The sequence below is a fragment of the Hanstruepera flava genome (assembly GCF_023634025.1).
GTDB lineage: Bacteria > Bacteroidota > Bacteroidia > Flavobacteriales > Flavobacteriaceae > Hanstruepera > Hanstruepera flava.
This window is the reverse complement of record NZ_JALJCW010000001.1, coordinates 1,443,500-1,459,146: the sequence shown is the minus strand read 5'-3', so window position 1 is coordinate 1,459,146 and position 15,647 is coordinate 1,443,500. Positions and strand designations below refer to the sequence as shown.

Annotated in this window: 16 protein-coding genes; 8 read left to right on the top strand and 8 right to left on the bottom strand. The window is 34.1% G+C overall.

All coding sequences use genetic code 11. The features are described 5' to 3' along the window. Window positions 1-3 precede the first annotated feature (3 nt). Entirely contained in the window at window positions 4-1,086 is a 1,083-nt protein-coding gene (gene trhO, locus MTX13_RS06840; protein WP_250433702.1) for an oxygen-dependent tRNA uridine(34) hydroxylase TrhO, read from the bottom strand. 460 nt (window positions 1,087-1,546) lie between these two features. Here trhO and recA point away from each other — a divergent pair, with 460 nt between their 5' ends. From recA to MTX13_RS06820, 4 genes are all read left to right on the top strand, one after another. Next, complete coding sequence (gene recA, locus MTX13_RS06835) at window positions 1,547-2,551, top strand: recombinase RecA (protein ID WP_223032269.1); 1,005 nt, start codon at window positions 1,547-1,549, stop codon at window positions 2,549-2,551. A 104-nt stretch (window positions 2,552-2,655) separates the two neighbouring features. Further along, entirely contained in the window at window positions 2,656-3,063 is a 408-nt protein-coding gene (locus tag MTX13_RS06830; RefSeq protein WP_250433700.1) for a hypothetical protein, read from the top strand. 27 nt (window positions 3,064-3,090) lie between these two features. Further along, window positions 3,091-3,633, top strand: coding sequence for an RNA polymerase sigma factor (locus MTX13_RS06825; RefSeq protein WP_250433699.1), 543 nt, complete (start codon window positions 3,091-3,093; stop codon window positions 3,631-3,633). Next, window positions 3,634-5,289 (top strand): hypothetical protein, encoded by a 1,656-nt coding sequence (locus MTX13_RS06820; RefSeq protein WP_250433698.1) that lies wholly within the window; start codon window positions 3,634-3,636, stop codon window positions 5,287-5,289. 87 nt (window positions 5,290-5,376) lie between these two features. Here MTX13_RS06820 and MTX13_RS06815 read toward each other — a convergent pair whose 3' ends face one another. Continuing rightward, window positions 5,377-6,114: a lysophospholipid acyltransferase family protein gene (locus MTX13_RS06815; protein ID WP_250433696.1), complete on the bottom strand. Its 738-nt coding sequence runs from the start codon at window positions 6,112-6,114 to the stop codon at window positions 5,377-5,379. A 66-nt stretch (window positions 6,115-6,180) separates the two neighbouring features. Here MTX13_RS06815 and MTX13_RS06810 point away from each other — a divergent pair, with 66 nt between their 5' ends. Beyond that, a complete protein-coding gene (locus MTX13_RS06810; RefSeq protein ID WP_223032274.1) occupies window positions 6,181-6,423 on the top strand; it encodes a GlsB/YeaQ/YmgE family stress response membrane protein in 243 nt (80 codons plus the stop codon). A 122-nt stretch (window positions 6,424-6,545) separates the two neighbouring features. Then, complete coding sequence (trpS, locus tag MTX13_RS06805; RefSeq protein ID WP_250433695.1) at window positions 6,546-7,514, top strand: tryptophan--tRNA ligase; 969 nt, start codon at window positions 6,546-6,548, stop codon at window positions 7,512-7,514. Here trpS and dprA read toward each other — a convergent pair. Next, window positions 7,511-8,614 (bottom strand): DNA-processing protein DprA, encoded by a 1,104-nt coding sequence (gene dprA, locus MTX13_RS06800; protein WP_250433694.1) that lies wholly within the window; start codon window positions 8,612-8,614, stop codon window positions 7,511-7,513. The genes trpS and dprA overlap by 4 nt on opposite strands. A gap of 104 nt (window positions 8,615-8,718) precedes the next feature. Between dprA and MTX13_RS06795 the strand changes: the two genes are divergently transcribed. Next, a complete protein-coding gene (locus MTX13_RS06795) occupies window positions 8,719-9,657 on the top strand; it encodes an HU domain-containing protein (protein WP_250433693.1) in 939 nt (312 codons plus the stop codon). Between the two features lie 172 nt (window positions 9,658-9,829). Further along, entirely contained in the window at window positions 9,830-10,339 is a 510-nt protein-coding gene (locus MTX13_RS06790) for an acyl-CoA thioesterase (protein WP_250433692.1), read from the top strand. Window positions 10,340-10,361: 22 nt separating this feature from the next. Here the strand turns inward: MTX13_RS06790 and MTX13_RS06785 are convergent, their stop codons facing one another. The 5 genes from MTX13_RS06785 to MTX13_RS06765 are packed head-to-tail and all read right to left on the bottom strand — an operon-like array spanning window position 10,362 to window position 15,607. Then, window positions 10,362-11,135 (bottom strand): hypothetical protein, encoded by a 774-nt coding sequence (locus MTX13_RS06785; protein ID WP_250433691.1) that lies wholly within the window; start codon window positions 11,133-11,135, stop codon window positions 10,362-10,364. Window positions 11,136-11,175: 40 nt separating this feature from the next. Continuing rightward, window positions 11,176-12,402 (bottom strand): murein hydrolase activator EnvC family protein, encoded by a 1,227-nt coding sequence (locus MTX13_RS06780; protein ID WP_250433690.1) that lies wholly within the window; start codon window positions 12,400-12,402, stop codon window positions 11,176-11,178. A 2-nt stretch (window positions 12,403-12,404) separates the two neighbouring features. Beyond that, a complete protein-coding gene (locus tag MTX13_RS06775; protein WP_250433689.1) occupies window positions 12,405-13,184 on the bottom strand; it encodes a DUF4292 domain-containing protein in 780 nt (259 codons plus the stop codon). Next, complete coding sequence (locus tag MTX13_RS06770; RefSeq protein ID WP_250433688.1) at window positions 13,184-14,545, bottom strand: tetratricopeptide repeat protein; 1,362 nt, start codon at window positions 14,543-14,545, stop codon at window positions 13,184-13,186. Before MTX13_RS06770 ends, MTX13_RS06775 begins: the two co-directional genes overlap by 1 nt. Window positions 14,546-14,590: 45 nt before the next feature. Beyond that, window positions 14,591-15,607 carry a sugar phosphate nucleotidyltransferase gene (locus tag MTX13_RS06765; protein WP_250433686.1) on the bottom strand — a complete coding sequence of 339 codons (1,017 nt, stop codon included), beginning with the start codon at window positions 15,605-15,607 and terminating at the stop codon, window positions 14,591-14,593. Between the last annotated feature and the right edge of the window lie 40 nt (window positions 15,608-15,647).

Here is a 15,647-nt window from a genome sequence, read left to right as displayed (position 1 = left end):
ATATCAACTTTTAGATTCCTCAGGTTTCTTTAGCACCTCAAATATGTTACGCAAGTCTTTTTTATAGGGTAAATGGTCTGCACGACCTTTCTTAAAAATGTCGTTGCTGTTACCTTGTCCTTTACGTAAAGCTTTTTGCTCATGGTAAGGTAAGTGAATTATTTCCTTGCAATTGGTTGAACAACAATTCTCCATTTTCTCTTTACATGCCTCACACTGAATAAACAATAAATGGCAGGCATCGTTTGCACAGTTGGTGTGTAAATCTGCAGGTTCTCCACATTGGTGGCATTGTGCTATAATATCGTCTGTAATACGTTCTGAACGCCTTTCGTCAAAAACAAAGTTTTTACCAATAAACTTATTCTCCAAGCCTTTTTCTTCAACTTGACGTGTATAATTAATTATACCGCCTTCTAATTGAAATACTTGTTTAAAGCCTTTATGTTTGTAATAAGCACTTGCTTTTTCACAACGAATGCCACCTGTACAGTACATAACAAGCTTCTTATCTTCTTTATGGTCTTTTAAATCTTCTTCAATAATATCAAGAGACTCTCTAAATGTATCAACATCTGGTGTTACGGCGTTTTTAAAATGTCCTATTTCACTTTCGTAATGGTTACGCATATCTACCAAAACCACATCAGGGTCTTCTATAAGTTCATTAAATTGCTCGGCTTGAACATGGATGCCTTTATTTGTTACATCAAAGGTTTCATCGTTTAAACCATCGGCTACAATTTTATCACGTACTTTTACTTTTAATTTAAGAAATGCAAAGTTGTCGTGCTCTATGGCAATGTTTAACCGAACGTTTTCTAAAAATGAAATGGTATCTAAATGCTTCTTAAAGGTCTTAAAGTTTTCTGCTGGCACTGAAAGTTGCGCATTTATACCTTCGTTGGCGACATAAATTCTACCTAAAACATCTAGCTTATTCCATTCAATGAATAAACTGTTCCTGAAATCTAAAGGGTTTTCAATTTTGGCGTATTTATAGAAAGAGATGGTAAGCCTGTCTTTTCCGGCTTTTTCAATTAATGCAGCTCTTTCTTTAGCGCTTAAGTTATTGTACAGTTGCATGCTATACTAATGTGTTAAGGTTAAAGATATATTTTGCGCAAAAGTACAACTTTTATAATGAATGTATGTTTTCTATTAAAAATCATAAAAAAAAGCGTCCTGTTTTTCAGGACGCTTTTAGTAGACTAACTCGTTATTAATATTTTTTTCATTCTTCTAAATCAAAAAATACAATAAGAGCTAACCTCCATCGGCTTTACAGCTGCTGTTTATAAATACAACCGCTGAAACGCCTAACGCGTTAATTAATAATGTTTTTTTAATAAATCTCATCTGTTCAATTTTTAGTTATTAAAAAGGGCAGATGGAATTAATGCAATGGAATTACAATCGATTTCATAGCAAAAGTTTCCCACTTTATATAGTAGATGCAAAAAGTGCAAAAAGGTTGCGTCAGAAAATTGTAATATGATAAAAGTTGTAGTATTTTAGCTGTCCATTCAGCAAAATTTAAGAGAAAATGAGCAACGAAAAAGACGCAAAATTAAAAGCACTAAAACTTACTTTAGATAAATTAGATAAAGCCTACGGAAAAGGAACTGTAATGAAAATGAGCGATCAAGCAGTGGTTGATGTCGATTCAATCCCTTCTGGTTCATTGGGACTAGACATCGCTCTTGGTGTGGGAGGCTATCCTAGAGGTCGGGTAATTGAAATTTACGGACCAGAATCGTCTGGTAAAACAACCTTAACGCTTCACGCCATAGCTGAAGCCCAAAAAGCTGGAGGTATTGCAGCTTTTATTGATGCAGAGCATGCTTTTGACAGGTTTTATGCTGAAAAACTTGGCGTCGATATTGACAACTTAATTATATCGCAACCTGATAATGGTGAACAGGCATTGGAAATTGCAGATAACTTAATACGTTCAGGTGCTATTGATATAGTAGTTATTGACTCCGTAGCAGCTTTAACCCCAAAAAGTGAGATAGAGGGCGAAATGGGAGACTCTAAAATGGGTTTACATGCTCGATTAATGTCTCAAGCTTTAAGAAAATTAACAGCGTCAATTAGTAAAACAAATTGTACTGTTATTTTTATTAATCAGTTACGTGAAAAAATTGGTGTTATGTTTGGCAACCCTGAAACCACAACTGGAGGTAATGCCCTTAAGTTTTATGCTTCTGTGCGTTTAGACATCAGACGCTCTACGCAGATTAAAGAAACCGATGGGAATGTAGCCGGAAATAAAACACGTGTTAAAGTGGTTAAAAACAAAGTAGCGCCTCCTTTTAAAACAGCAGAGTTTGATATTATGTATGGGGAAGGTGTTTCTAAAGTTGGTGAAATTTTAGATATCGCCGTTGAACATGAAATAGTTAAGAAAAGTGGTTCGTGGTTTAGCTACGAAGACACCAAACTTGGACAAGGTCGTGATGCTGTAAAAGCTTTAATTAAAGACAATCCAGAACTAATGGATGAACTTGAAGGAAAAATTCGAGCCATTTTAAACGAATCCAAATAAAAAAAATCCCGAAGCTTCGGGATTTTTTTTGCTTTTAGACGCAACCTTTTTAAACTTTGTGCATCTAAAGAGTAAACATGTATATAAAACATTTGAATTTAACCATGAGAAAGCTTGTTGTTTTACTCTTTTCCCTCTTTGTATTATCGTGTAGTGTAGATGATGGCAATGAAAGGATCTACAATGTAATACTTCCTGTTGAAGAGGCAGTTGTCCCAACAGAATTTGAGCGCGGTGAAGTTTATGATATTTATCTAAAGTACCTTCGCCCAACATCCTGTTACGCTTACAATGATGTATATTATGTAAGAGAAGGTAATGAAAGAATGGTGGCTGTTGTTAATACTGTATTTGAAGGCGATTATGAATGTGTTGACGTAAATGAACTACTTGACGCTTCTTTTTCCTTTAAAGCAGGCGAGGAAGACTCTTATGTGTTTAAGTTCTGGCAAGGGGAAGATGATAATGGAGACAGTCAGTATTTAATTATTGAAGTTCCCGTTGTAGATTAGTAAATGTTTAATTAATAGGTGTGTCATGTGAGTTTAAAACAACTCATAAAAAAATGTAGTAAAAATGATACTCAAGCTCAAAGCGAATTATACCACCTCTTTTCGAGTAAATTATTTTCGGTATGCTTGAAGTATTCAAGAAACTATGCTGAAGCAGAAGATAATCTGCAAGATGCATTTTTGACTATATTTAGTAAAATTGCACAGTATAGAGATAAAGGTTCTTTTGAAGGTTGGCTTAAACGTATTACAATCAATACCGCCTTACAGCGATATAGAAGTCAAGGTGTTTTTGAAATTGTAAACGAAGATTTTATTGAAGATGTTGAATTAGATATTGACGACGATGATATTTCAATTGATTTTTTGTTGAAAATTATTCAAGAATTACCTGATCGGTATAGATTGATATTTAATATGTATGTTTTAGATGGGTATTCCCATAATGAGATTGCAGAAATGCTATCAATAAGTCCCGGAACATCTAAATCTAATTTAGCTAGAGCCAGAAAGATACTAATAGAGAAAATTGAAGATTATAAAACGCGTTTGAACTCGCAATCATTATAAATGAGTGATAAAAAACATATAGATAGAGTTTTTCAAGAAAAGTTAAAGGACTTTGAGGTTTCTCCTAATCCTGAACTTTGGACAAAAATTCAAAACGAACTTAAGTTAGAAGATAGCCAACCTAAAAAGGTATTCCCTATTTGGTTGCGTTTAGCTAGTATTGCTGCTGTTTTAGCGGTACTATTTACTATTGGCTCTTTTATTTTTGATAACAATGAACCAAAAAGTGATGAGCCAACAACCAAATCAGTAGAAAACAACACTACGCCTTCTTTAGAAAACAATTTAAAGGAATCAAACAATAAGCTACTAAAGAGTCCAGAAACATCAACAGCAAATATAGATGATAATAAAGGCAATAATAGCGATATAAATAGTTTAGAAAGCTATCCTAAAAATTCCAACACGTCTATTTTAGATAATGATAATACCGCAAACAAAGTCGCTTCAAAAAATAACAATAGTAGCCTCAATAAGCCATACAAAAACAACAAAAATGAGCTTTTAAACGCCGAAACAAAATCGGCTCAAGTTTCAAATGTTAGCTCACCCAATAACAATAATCAGAATGGTGAATCATCTGAACTAAACAATGCTGTTTCTGATACCAGAACAGCTTTAAGTGACCCAAATTCTACCAATATCAATACTATAAATAATGTGTCTTCAAATCCTGAAGCAAATAAAACTCAAACAGCACAAGCAAAAAACAATTCTAATCCTGAATTAGATACAGATGCTGCCAATCGTGCTTTAGGAAAAGAAAACACTCAAGATGCAATTGCCTTAAATGCTATGAAAGGCAATAACCCTCATAATGAAAAAGAAAAAGAGGAATCCTTAAAAGTAGGTGATTCATTAAACAATGAGTCACCTTCTATAGAGGAAGCAATAGCGCTAGCTGAAGAATTAAATGAAAAAGAAGAAGAAAAAGAAAAATTAGTAAACAGGTGGCAAGTTTACGCAAATGTTGCGCCTGTTTACTATAACTCTTTTGGTGAAGGTTCTCATATTGATGAACAGTTTGTTTCTAATTCAAAAAGTGGTGAGGTAAATATGAGCTACGGTGTTAACGTTAGTTATGCTTTAAGTAAGAAGCTAGCCGTTCGATCAGGAATAAGTTCTTTAAATTTAAGCTACGATACTGATAATGTTATTTTATATGAGAGCCCTAGTAGTAGTACTGGAAATCCTATAAACCCAATGCGAAATATTAATTTGGCCCCAGGAAGTCAGTCGTTAAATGCCTTTAGCGGTGAAAATTTAGGCTTTCAGCAAATAATAAGCGATTTATCTAATGCAGCCATTAGCCAGCGCTTAAGCTATTATGAAGTTCCTGTTGAGCTTGAATATAAATTGGTTAACAACCGTTTTAGCCTTGGTGTAATTGGCGGTGTAAGTACGTTCTTCTTAGACGATAATGAAGTTTATTCAGAATTTGAAGAATACACAACTTATATTGGCGAAGCCAACAATGTAAACAGTGTTAGTTTTAGTACCAACTTAGGCATTGGAATGAATTATAATTTTTCAGAAAAGTTTAGATTTAACTTAGAACCTACTTTTAAATACCATTTAAATGCGTTTAATAATACCTCTGGTAGTTTTAGACCGTACATAATTGGTCTTTATACAGGTTTTAGTTATAAATTTTAGTTTTTTAGTTGGTTAGATTGATTGCCTTTCCAAGTCTTAATGGAAAGCAATGATGAACAAAAAGTCGCTCTTCTGCAGAGCGACTTTTTAATTTAAATCATCCTGTAATGTCTTTAAAATTACTTCTCGAGACTGGTTATTAAGCTGTTTAGTATCGGCTATGGTCAATCCTTTAGTCTGAATATGTGAATGCCCAATTACACGCATTTTTCCAGGGCCACCACTAAAAAACGTATAACTAAATCGTTTTTTATTATCAAGAAAAACTAGAGGCACAATAGGAACCTGATGATTAATGGCCAGCCTAAATGCACCATCTTTAAAATCGTCAAGAATTATATGTTCTTCTGGCACGCCTCCTTCTGGAAAAATACATATACTCAAGCCCTGTTTTAAACGCTTTTGAGCTCTTAAAAAAACAGCCTTTCTGCTCTTTTCCGAACTTCTGTCGACTAATATACAGGTACGCTTATAAAAAAATCCAAACAAAGGTATCTTTGCCAATTCTTTCTTGCCTACAAACACAAAAGGGTTTTTACTAGTAACAAGCATAAGCATAATATCTGCCATAGAGGTGTGATTGGCAATAAACATATAGCTCGCTTTTTTTTGAGGCTCCTGTTTCAAATTAATCTTCACTCGAAAGCCCATGCCTATTAAAATAATGTAAGCCCAAAAACGTGCGAGCTTAAAAAAAAAGGGATACCAGGATTCTCTAGAAATTGAAACCAATAATATTGGGAACAAAATAACAATTGGTATAGCTACCAAAATATAAAACCATATACGATATAAAATCCAGAATAGGTATTTGAACATAATCATAAGTGCCAAAAATAATGATATATATTTATTATCTTTAGAAATACTAACTTTTAAAATTAAACTATTATGAGTTTACTTTATGCATTACTTATTGGCGCTATAGCTGGATGGCTGGGCGGAAAATTAATGAAAGGTGGTGGGTTTGGATTACTAATAAATATCATTTTAGGTATTATTGGTGGGATTGTAGGGAATTGGGCTTTTGGAGCGTTGGGAATTTCAATTTCCGATGGTGTTTTAGGCGATATTATTACAGGTGCCGTTGGTGCTGTAATTGTACTTTTTGTAGCTGGGTTATTTAAAAAATAACCTTGCTAATAAAAAAACTTTAATATATAAAGTGGTTAAAAGCCACTTTTTTTTGTTCACAACTATAAGTACATTTGTCCTATTGATAATCTAAAAAGATTTCTGCTTTCGCAGAAAATGTTATGGCAAGAATATTAACAGGAATACAAAGTACAGGAACACCGCATTTAGGAAATATTTTAGGCGCTATTATGCCTGCAATTGAAATGGCGAATAACCCAGAAAACGATTCGTTTCTCTTTATCGCTAATTTACACACGCTTACACAAATAAAAAATGCTGAAGAGTTAAGACACAACACTTACTCTGTAGCAGCTACATGGTTAGCTTTTGGATTAGATATAGAAAAAACAGTATTTTACAGACAAAGCGATGTGCCTCAAGTTACAGAACTTGCTTGGTATTTAAATTGTTTTTTTCCGTTTAAAAGATTGCAATTAGCTCATGGATTTAAAGATAAAGCCGATAGATTAGACGATGTAAACTCTGGCTTATTTATGTATCCTATGTTAATGGCTGCAGATATTCTGTTGTATGATGCCAACCTTGTTCCTGTTGGAAAAGACCAGTTACAGCATATTGAGATGACACGTGATGTAGCTTCACGTTTTCATGCCAAAATGGGAGAAACCTTTGTTTTACCAGAAGGAAAAATACAGGAGAACACCATGCTTATTCCAGGAACCGACGGTGAAAAGATGAGCAAGAGTCGTGGTAATATTATCAATATATTTTTAGATGATAAGAAGCTGCGTAAACAAATCATGTCTATTAAAACCGATAGTACACCTTTAGAGGATCCTAAAGATTGGAAAACCTGTAATTGTTTTGCGTTATACAACATTTTGGCTTCAGATGATGAGGTCGCTAAAATGAAAGCCAATTATGAAGCAGGTGGTTATGGTTATGGGCATGCCAAACAAGCCCTTTTTGAATTAATAGCTGAAAAGTTTGCCGAACCTCGCGAACGCTATAATCATTACATGGCGAACCTAAACGAAATAGATAAAGCTTTACAGATTGGTGCTGAAAAAGCAAAAATTGTGGCTGATAATGTGCTTAACCGTGTTCGAGAAAAGGCTGGATATTAAATAACCTCAAAATATTTCCCTGGCAACGGTCTAACAACACCTTTTAGTTCTAGATTAAGTAACACACTTGCGACTTTAAAAATAGGCATGTTGCAGTCTAATGCTATGATATCCAACTGTTGTTTTTCTTCAGTTTTTAAGTAATTGTAGATAATCTTTTCCTCATCAATTAGTTCAACAAACAGCTGCTTTTGAATAGTTGGTTTTTCTTTTGTTTCCAACTCCCAATTTAACATATATGGGATATCCACGGAGTTTGACAATAAATGCGCTTTTTGAAATTTAATCAAGTTATTGCAGCCCACGCTTTGTGTGTCAGTCGTTCGACCAGGCACAGCAAACACATCGCGATTGTATGAGTTGGCTATATCAGCAGTAACCAAACTACCTCCTTTTTCAGCAGATTCTATGACTATAGTAGCTTCACTTAAACCAGCAATAATTCGGTTTCGTTTTAAAAAATTATTCCGGTCAAAAGGATCACTGCTCCAAAAATCGGTAAAAAACCCACCATGCTTTTCAATATCGGCAACATACTTTTTATGCGTTTTAGGATATATTTGGTTTAGACCATGGGCCAAACACCCAATGGTTTGTAAATTGTGTTTCAATGCAGCTTTTTGTGCTGTAATATCTGTACCATAAGCGAACCCAGAAACAATAACAGGATTAAAAACTGCTAACTCTTCAACCAACCTCTTACAAAAATCCACACCACTACTCGTAATTTTTCGCGTGCCAACAATACTTATTATACGTTTGTTTTTTAGGTTTATATTACCAGTCTGAAACAATAAAATAGGGCTATCTATACAGTGCTTTAAACGTTCAGGGTAATTGCTATCAGTAAAATACAAATAAGCAATATTATTTTCTTTAATAAAACGTAACTCTTCTTCAGCCGCTGTAAAATGTTGTTTGTTAAATACATCACGCATCACAACACTTCCAATACCATCAATTTTTAAGAGGTTTTGTTTTTTCTCTTTAAAAATGGCTTCGGCAGACCCACAATGATTAATCAGTTTTTTAGCAGTAATGTCTCCAATATTAGGTATATGCTGTAAGGCTAAAATAGATAGCAACTGATTTTCTGTCATGGTATTTACTTGATTTCTAAACTACAAGAAAAGAAATTTTAGGATGTTAATAAATACTTAAGTGCTGTTTTTGTTCGCATTTAAATTTTTTTAACTTTGTTTTTATGCAATTAGAACCTTACATCAGCGATTTATTGTACCGTTACGAATGTGTTACCATTCCTGAATTCGGCTCGTTTTTAACGCGTCGTGTTTCGGCTACCATTCATGAATCTACTCATGCGTTTTATCCGCCAAAAAAGATATTGTCGTTTAACGAGCAGATTCAAAAAAATGACGGCTTACTAACGCATTATATTGCAGATGTTGAAAAGATACCTTACGAAGAAGCTTCTCAACGAATTAAAAAACGTGTTAAGTATTTAAAATCGTATTTAGTTGAAGGCGAAACTTTAGATTTTCAAAACATAGGCAGTTTATCGTTAAATACCGAAGGTAAAATATTATTTGAGCCATCATATCATCTTAATTATTTAACTGATGCTTTTGGGTTATCACAGTTTGTCTCTCATGAAGTGACTCGTGAAACGTATAAAGAATCGGTTGAAGACATAGAAAAAGTAGTTCCTATTGCTGTGACTCCTGAAAGACGTAAATCGCGTCCTTATTTAAAATATGCGGCTGTAGCACTAATAGCATTAACAGTTGGTGGTTTAGGTGCTTCTAAATTTTATGTAGACAACATAAATGAGCACAATAAATTGGCTCAAGAACAAGCTAATGAAGCGTTAGAGAATAAAATTCAAGAGGCGACTTTTGTAATTGATAATCCGCTTCCAGCTGTTACCCTAAATATTACCAAACAATCTGGCAACTATCATATTATTGCTGGTGCTTTTCGTATAGAAGAAAATAGCGACAAAAAAGTTTCACAATTAAAAGACCAAGGTTTTAAGGCCCGTAAAATTGGTGTGAACAAATATGGCTTGCATGAAGTCGTGTATGCAAGTTATGAAGATAGACTTGAGGCGCTAGCCGCTTTACGAGATATAAAACGCACCCATAATTCTGATGCTTGGCTTTTAGTTAAGGAATTAGATTAAACTCAAAATTTCACTTGTCCTGCTGAATTTAGTTCAGCATTTAATAATTATTCCGCTTTCAAAGATTCTTCGCTACACGTTGTTGCGCTCTGAATGACAGACAATATTTTATAGCATAAAGCTATAACCATAAGCTTTTTTCGTCTTACCTTTGCAGCTCAAAACAAGAGCTATGCAAGCAAAAACACCAGAACAAACTAAAACCATAATGACCGACTTGGTTTTGCCAAGTGAGACCAACCCGTTAAATAATTTATTTGGAGGTGAACTATTGGCCAGAATGGATCGCTGCGCCAGTATTGCTGCCAGACGTCACAGTCGCCGTATTGTGGTAACAGCTTCGGTAAACCATGTGGCTTTTAACCGTTCTGTACCATTGGGAAGTGTGGTGACCGTTGAAGCCAAAGTATCACGTGCTTTTAAAACCTCTATGGAAGTGTTTTTGGATGTTTGGATAGAAGACCGCGAATCTGGACAACGCACCAAAGCCAATGAGGCTATTTATACTTTTGTAGCTGTTGATGAAACAGGGCGCCCTGTTGAAATTCCTGAAATTACGCCTGAAACCGACTTGGAAAAAGAGCGCTTTGCAGCAGCTTTAAGACGTAAGCAATTAAGCTTGGTATTGGCGGGCAAAATGAAGCCTAAAGAAGCTACGGAATTAAAGGCGTTGTTTGAATAAGGCTTTTTTGAATTATTATTAATTATTCTTGATAGGTATAAGTTACTTCAACTAATAAATTACCGTTTGAGTATTCTTTTGATGTTAAAGGATAACCTGCTTCGTTATATGTATATTCAATATTGATTTCACTTGTTGAAAATTCATCTGTACGACTCCTTCTTATTATGTTATTAAAGTTATGTCCTACAACTTTATTCATTTCTTGATTTTCAAAAACGGTTTTAAGCGGATTATTATAGGTATCATAATCAAAAGCATAGTCTATAATCTCTGTTCCAAAATCGCGTTCGTCATGCTGACTTTCAATATTACCATTTGCATCGAATAAAAAATCTGATGTTGAAGATTCTTCATTATTTGAATTAAAAAACTGCTTGTTTATTAGTTGGTTGTTGTTATTATAATTATAAACTGTACGTAAAACATTCCCATTAATAGTATGTCTCAATGAAGAAGTAATTAAACCGCTAGTAAAGTTAAATTCAGTATATTCTGTACTATTGTCTACAGCAATGGTAACCTTCCAAATTTGCCCTTCAGAATTATAAGAATATGTATAGGTGGCTTGTAAGTATTGTGAAGTAGTCCATCCTTCTTCAAGTGCACTTTCAACTTTCCCATCTGAATTAAAAAAATATGAAGTACTAGTACGTACATCTTCTTCTGGGCGAAAAATTTCTATTTTAACTAAAGTCCCAACATGCACATTGTTTTGAGATGGATTATCGGAATCATCACTATTACAAGCTGTCACAAACAATATAAGGGTTACAATAATAAAAAGATTTTTCATTGGTAAATTTTTCACCAATATAAAACTTTTAAACAAGACTTTACATCCTATAAATCCATTCGGCTGGATTAACCGTTTTGGTTTCTTTAAAAATGGAGAAATTTAAAATAGTTTCACCATTTGAAGGATTGGTAAAAACTTGACCAATAACTTCTTTTGTAGAAACCTTATCGCCTTTTTTGACATATATTTTTGCCATGTTGGAATAGGCGGTTATATAGTTACCATGCTGTATTAACACCGTTGGATTACCATTTTTTGAGGTGATGATGCGCATAACTTCACCGTTAAAAATGGCACGAACATCAGCATTTTTTTCGGTGGCTATACGTACACCATTACTTTGTATGGTAACCGTTTTAACCACTGGATGTGGTTGTTTACCGTAACGTACTTTAACAACACCTTTTTCCACTGGCCATAATAATTTACCTTTATTAGACACAAAATCTTTAGCCAATGCTTTAGCTTCAGGTGTAAGCGCAAAGCTTGTAGATGTAGCAGTCGATTTTCCTGCCTTTTTGTTTGATGCTGCTATGGCCTCACGAATTATTTTTTCAATCTCGCGATCAATTTTATCGGCTTCGCGTTGCTTCTCTCGAATTTGAGCGGTGTAATTATTTAAATTTTTATTAATAGCAGCCATCAACTCTTGCTGTTGGGCTAATTCGGTTTCGAGTTCGCGCTGTGCAATACGGTTTTCTTCAATAAGTTTTTGCTTATCGGCTTTTTGTCTTAATAAATCTTTATTGGTTTCTTGCAGTTCAGCTGTTTTAGTTTTTATAGCTTCGCCTTGTTCCTTTTGATAATTGGCATACTGATTTAAGTACTGGATACGCTTGTAGGCTTGTTTAAAATTAGTTGAGGACAATAAAAACATCACGCGACTTTGTTCACTTTTACTTTTATAAGACGTAACAATCATTTTGGCATAATTCTCTTTTAAAACTTCTAGCTCATCACGTAATTCGGTTATTTTATTTTGGTTATCGTTAATCTCTCGTGTCAATAAATTGGCTTGTTGGTTGGTAACCATAATCAAGTTTTTACGCACGCTAACCTTGTAGTTTAAATCTTCTATTAAAGTAGTTTGCGATTTTTTCTTCGATTTATCCTTGAATAGTAATTCATTGATTTGCTTAATCTCATTACGCAATTCTTGACGACGTTCTTCTAATTCTAATTGTTTTTTGCTTTGTGAAAAAGACAATGTTGTTGTTAAAAACAACACCAGGAATACGCATACTATTTGGGTTGGTCTATGCATGGTTATTCTAGAATTATTTCTTCAAATCCTGAAGGTATTTTAAACGGATACCGTAAGTTTTCGTTTAAACTAACCGATTTAAAACCTATTTCAATAGTGGTTTCTTCATCGCCTTCCAATACAAATATTTTTAAGTTTTCAGGAACGCTCTGTTTGTCTACCATTTGATAAGATAAATAGTCTATTTCCAAAAAGCGTGCTTCTTTGGATTGTGAAAGTTGCTGCGAATCCATTTTAAAGTGTGCAGGGTTTATTATATAAAACAGCTCAAAAATACGCATTTGGTTTTTAGGCTGAAATAGATAAGCTTCGTTATGAACAGACATGTTGTACGTTGTTTTATCTAACTCAAACAAGGCATCGCCCAACAACAAATTTTGTACTTTTTTAAAATCCAGTTCTGTTCCCAATAACTGGCTTAAATATCCGAAATCGCCATCAAAATAGGTGTTGTCCAGTTTATTATAAAAGCTCACTTTTTCAGGAGTAATTTTCGCCCGAATTAGGTTTAAAGCCGAATTTAGCCAAATAACCTCATCTTTTTGCATACGCATAGTAATGGTATGCGATTGTGATTTGTTGTCTTGTGTATAAACTACCTTTATTTTGCACTGTAAGGTTTTAAAATTTGGCGATTGCTTGGTATGGGCTTTAATGACCTCTTTTGTAGATAGTGATAAATCACTAGCCCCTGGAGCTGTAACAGATTTTGTTGATTTACAACCTACAATAGCTAAAAAACAGAGCGCAATTGTACTTTTAAAAAAGGTGGTCTTATTCATTAATTTGAGGATTCCAATTGTTTTGCTTTATCACTAAACGTTTTTGCTTTGCTTGTATTGTTCAGCAAGGTATAGGCTGTACTTAATTGATTATAAAATTGTGCTTGCATTTTAGGGTCTTCAATTATATAATCCTGTCCCATTTCTAAAGCATCAATAGCATCTTTTGGTTTGTTTAGTTTGTTAAGAGCCACTCCGTTTATTAAATAAAATAAGGGTTGCGAAGGAAACTTTTCAAGTGCATCACGACTTTGTATTTCGGCTTGTTCGTAATTCTCCAAATCTATTTGCAGCAATAATATATTTCTTAAAATACCATAACTATCGCTATTTAACGCTAATGCTTTATTATAATACTCAAGTGCTTTGACTTTATCATCTTTCTTTAAAAAATACTGAGCAACTTCTAAATATGAGGTTTCTGAATTTTCATCGGTTATCATGGCTGTTGCCTCAACTAAATCAGCTTCATATTGCGGATTTTGAGAAACAAAATTTACAAAATCAACTAGAACCAATGTTTTTGCTTCAGGTTTGATATGCGAACTTTGCAATACAATTTTCATAGATTCGATAGCCTTTTCAGGATCATTGTCGTCTAAATAAAACTTATATAAAGCCAAATGAACCAATTGAGAATTGGGCTTAATTTCCAAAAGCTTTTTAGCTGTTTCAAAAGCTTTTTCTTTTTCATCATTCTCGCTGTAACGATAGATAAGCGCTAAATAATTTGACTCCTCATCAGGGTTGTCTTCAACACGGTCTTCAAGGTTTTCAATTTGCTCTTTTTTGCGGCCAGTGAGCTCATAAATTTGATTTCTCAATAAATCGCGTGTTGGTGATAGTCCGTGTTCTTCATCCATTTCGTCTAGAATTTCTAGAGCATCATCATATTTTTTAATTCGAACATAGAGCGTAGCCAAATCTTCTTTGTAATCTGGATGGTATTTAACCAATTGCTTAACTGTTTTTATCGCTTTATCATATTCATTCTGCTGGGCATAAATATCATAGAGCTCATCTAAATACCATTCGTTATCAGGCTCCATTTTTACGGCTTTCTTTAAAGCGTCTTCTGCAGCTCCAAAATTTTTAAGCTTATTGTAATTTTTACCTAATTCAAAGTAAAAAACCGATTTGGAGTCGTCTAAATCTATACATTTTAGCAAAGCCGTTACTGCACGATCATAATTTTCAATACCTTTTTGTTTTAGGGCTTCAAAAAAATATTCTTGCTCTAAATCTTCTACTTCTCCTAAATCGTCATCTGGTGTTTTGTTATAATCTATTTGGGCATAACCCATTTGAGAACAGAAAACTATTCCTAGCAGTAATAGCGTTATGTAGATTTTTTGTTTCATTTTTTAGGGCTTCATTAAGCTCGACAGGCAAGGGTATATCAACTTTTATTCCAATGTGGTATAATCGCCTAAACTCACTTTAGTAAAGTTACCATCGAAAGTCGCATGATTCCCAATCATTGCTTCGTCTAAATTAGCATTTTTGATGGAGCTATGACTTTGTATTAAGCTATTTTTAACGGTTGAAGCCTCAATTGTAGTATTATTCCCAATAGATACATGAGGACCAATTGTAGCATCATTAAGCACAACATTTTCACCAATAAAACATGGTTGAATAATTTTTGAGTTTTTTATCTCTACGGAATCAGCAATTAGCTTTTCATTATCTTCAAACAAGAAGTTAAGCATTCTAGCATTTGTTTCTACAGTTACTGTTTTGTTTCCGCAATCCATCCACTCATCAACCTTTCCGGTCTTAAAAACTTTGCCTTTAGCCATCATGCCCTTTATACCATCATTTATTTGATATTCGCCACCATTGACAATATTGTTATCTAAAACATGTTGCAATTCATCTTTTAAAACGGAAACATCTTTAAAGTAGTATATACCGATAACGGCTAAATCACTTACAAAGAATTTGGATTTTTCAACTAATTCAACAATTTCATTGTTATCGTTAAGTTTTACAACACCATATGCTTCTGGGTTATCTACTTGCTTTACCCAAATTACAGAATCGGCTTCCTCATCTAAATTAAAGTCGGCTCTAATCAACGTATCGGCATAGGCGATGACTGCAGGACCTGATAACGAGTCTTTGGCGCACATAATGGCATGGCCTGTCCCTAATGGTTGGTCTTGTCTATAAATAGTTGGTTTAGCGCCAAGGGATTTAGCTAAATTTTCGAGACTTTCAACAACGTCATCACCAAAAAAAGCGGGATCGCCTAAAACAAACGCTATTTCTTCAATAGGTTGGTTTAAAACTTTTGCTATGTCTTTTACCAATCTATGGACAATAGGTTCTCCTGCAACAGGTATTAACGGTTTTGGTACAGTTAAACTATGAGGCCTTAAACGAGAACCTCGTCCTGCCATGGGTACTATTATTTTCATATTTATTAAGATGTTAGACCGCTTTGCTATTAGATATTAG

Coding starts and splice junctions, on each gene's coding strand:
- trhO (WP_250433702.1), bottom strand. CDS start 1,086: ATGCAACTGTACAATAACTTAAGCGCTAAAGAAAGAGCTGCATTAATT.
- recA (WP_223032269.1), top strand. CDS start 1,547: ATGAGCAACGAAAAAGACGCAAAATTAAAAGCACTAAAACTTACTTTA.
- MTX13_RS06830 (WP_250433700.1), top strand. CDS start 2,656: ATGAGAAAGCTTGTTGTTTTACTCTTTTCCCTCTTTGTATTATCGTGT.
- MTX13_RS06820 (WP_250433698.1), top strand. CDS start 3,634: ATGAGTGATAAAAAACATATAGATAGAGTTTTTCAAGAAAAGTTAAAG.
- MTX13_RS06815 (WP_250433696.1), bottom strand. CDS start 6,114: ATGATTATGTTCAAATACCTATTCTGGATTTTATATCGTATATGGTTT.
- MTX13_RS06810 (WP_223032274.1), top strand. CDS start 6,181: ATGAGTTTACTTTATGCATTACTTATTGGCGCTATAGCTGGATGGCTG.
- trpS (WP_250433695.1), top strand. CDS start 6,546: ATGGCAAGAATATTAACAGGAATACAAAGTACAGGAACACCGCATTTA.
- dprA (WP_250433694.1), bottom strand. CDS start 8,614: ATGACAGAAAATCAGTTGCTATCTATTTTAGCCTTACAGCATATACCT.
- MTX13_RS06795 (WP_250433693.1), top strand. CDS start 8,719: ATGCAATTAGAACCTTACATCAGCGATTTATTGTACCGTTACGAATGT.
- MTX13_RS06790 (WP_250433692.1), top strand. CDS start 9,830: ATGCAAGCAAAAACACCAGAACAAACTAAAACCATAATGACCGACTTG.
- MTX13_RS06785 (WP_250433691.1), bottom strand. CDS start 11,135: ATGAAAAATCTTTTTATTATTGTAACCCTTATATTGTTTGTGACAGCT.
- MTX13_RS06780 (WP_250433690.1), bottom strand. CDS start 12,402: ATGCATAGACCAACCCAAATAGTATGCGTATTCCTGGTGTTGTTTTTA.
- MTX13_RS06775 (WP_250433689.1), bottom strand. CDS start 13,184: ATGAATAAGACCACCTTTTTTAAAAGTACAATTGCGCTCTGTTTTTTA.
- MTX13_RS06770 (WP_250433688.1), bottom strand. CDS start 14,545: ATGAAACAAAAAATCTACATAACGCTATTACTGCTAGGAATAGTTTTC.
- MTX13_RS06765 (WP_250433686.1), bottom strand. CDS start 15,607: ATGAAAATAATAGTACCCATGGCAGGACGAGGTTCTCGTTTAAGGCCT.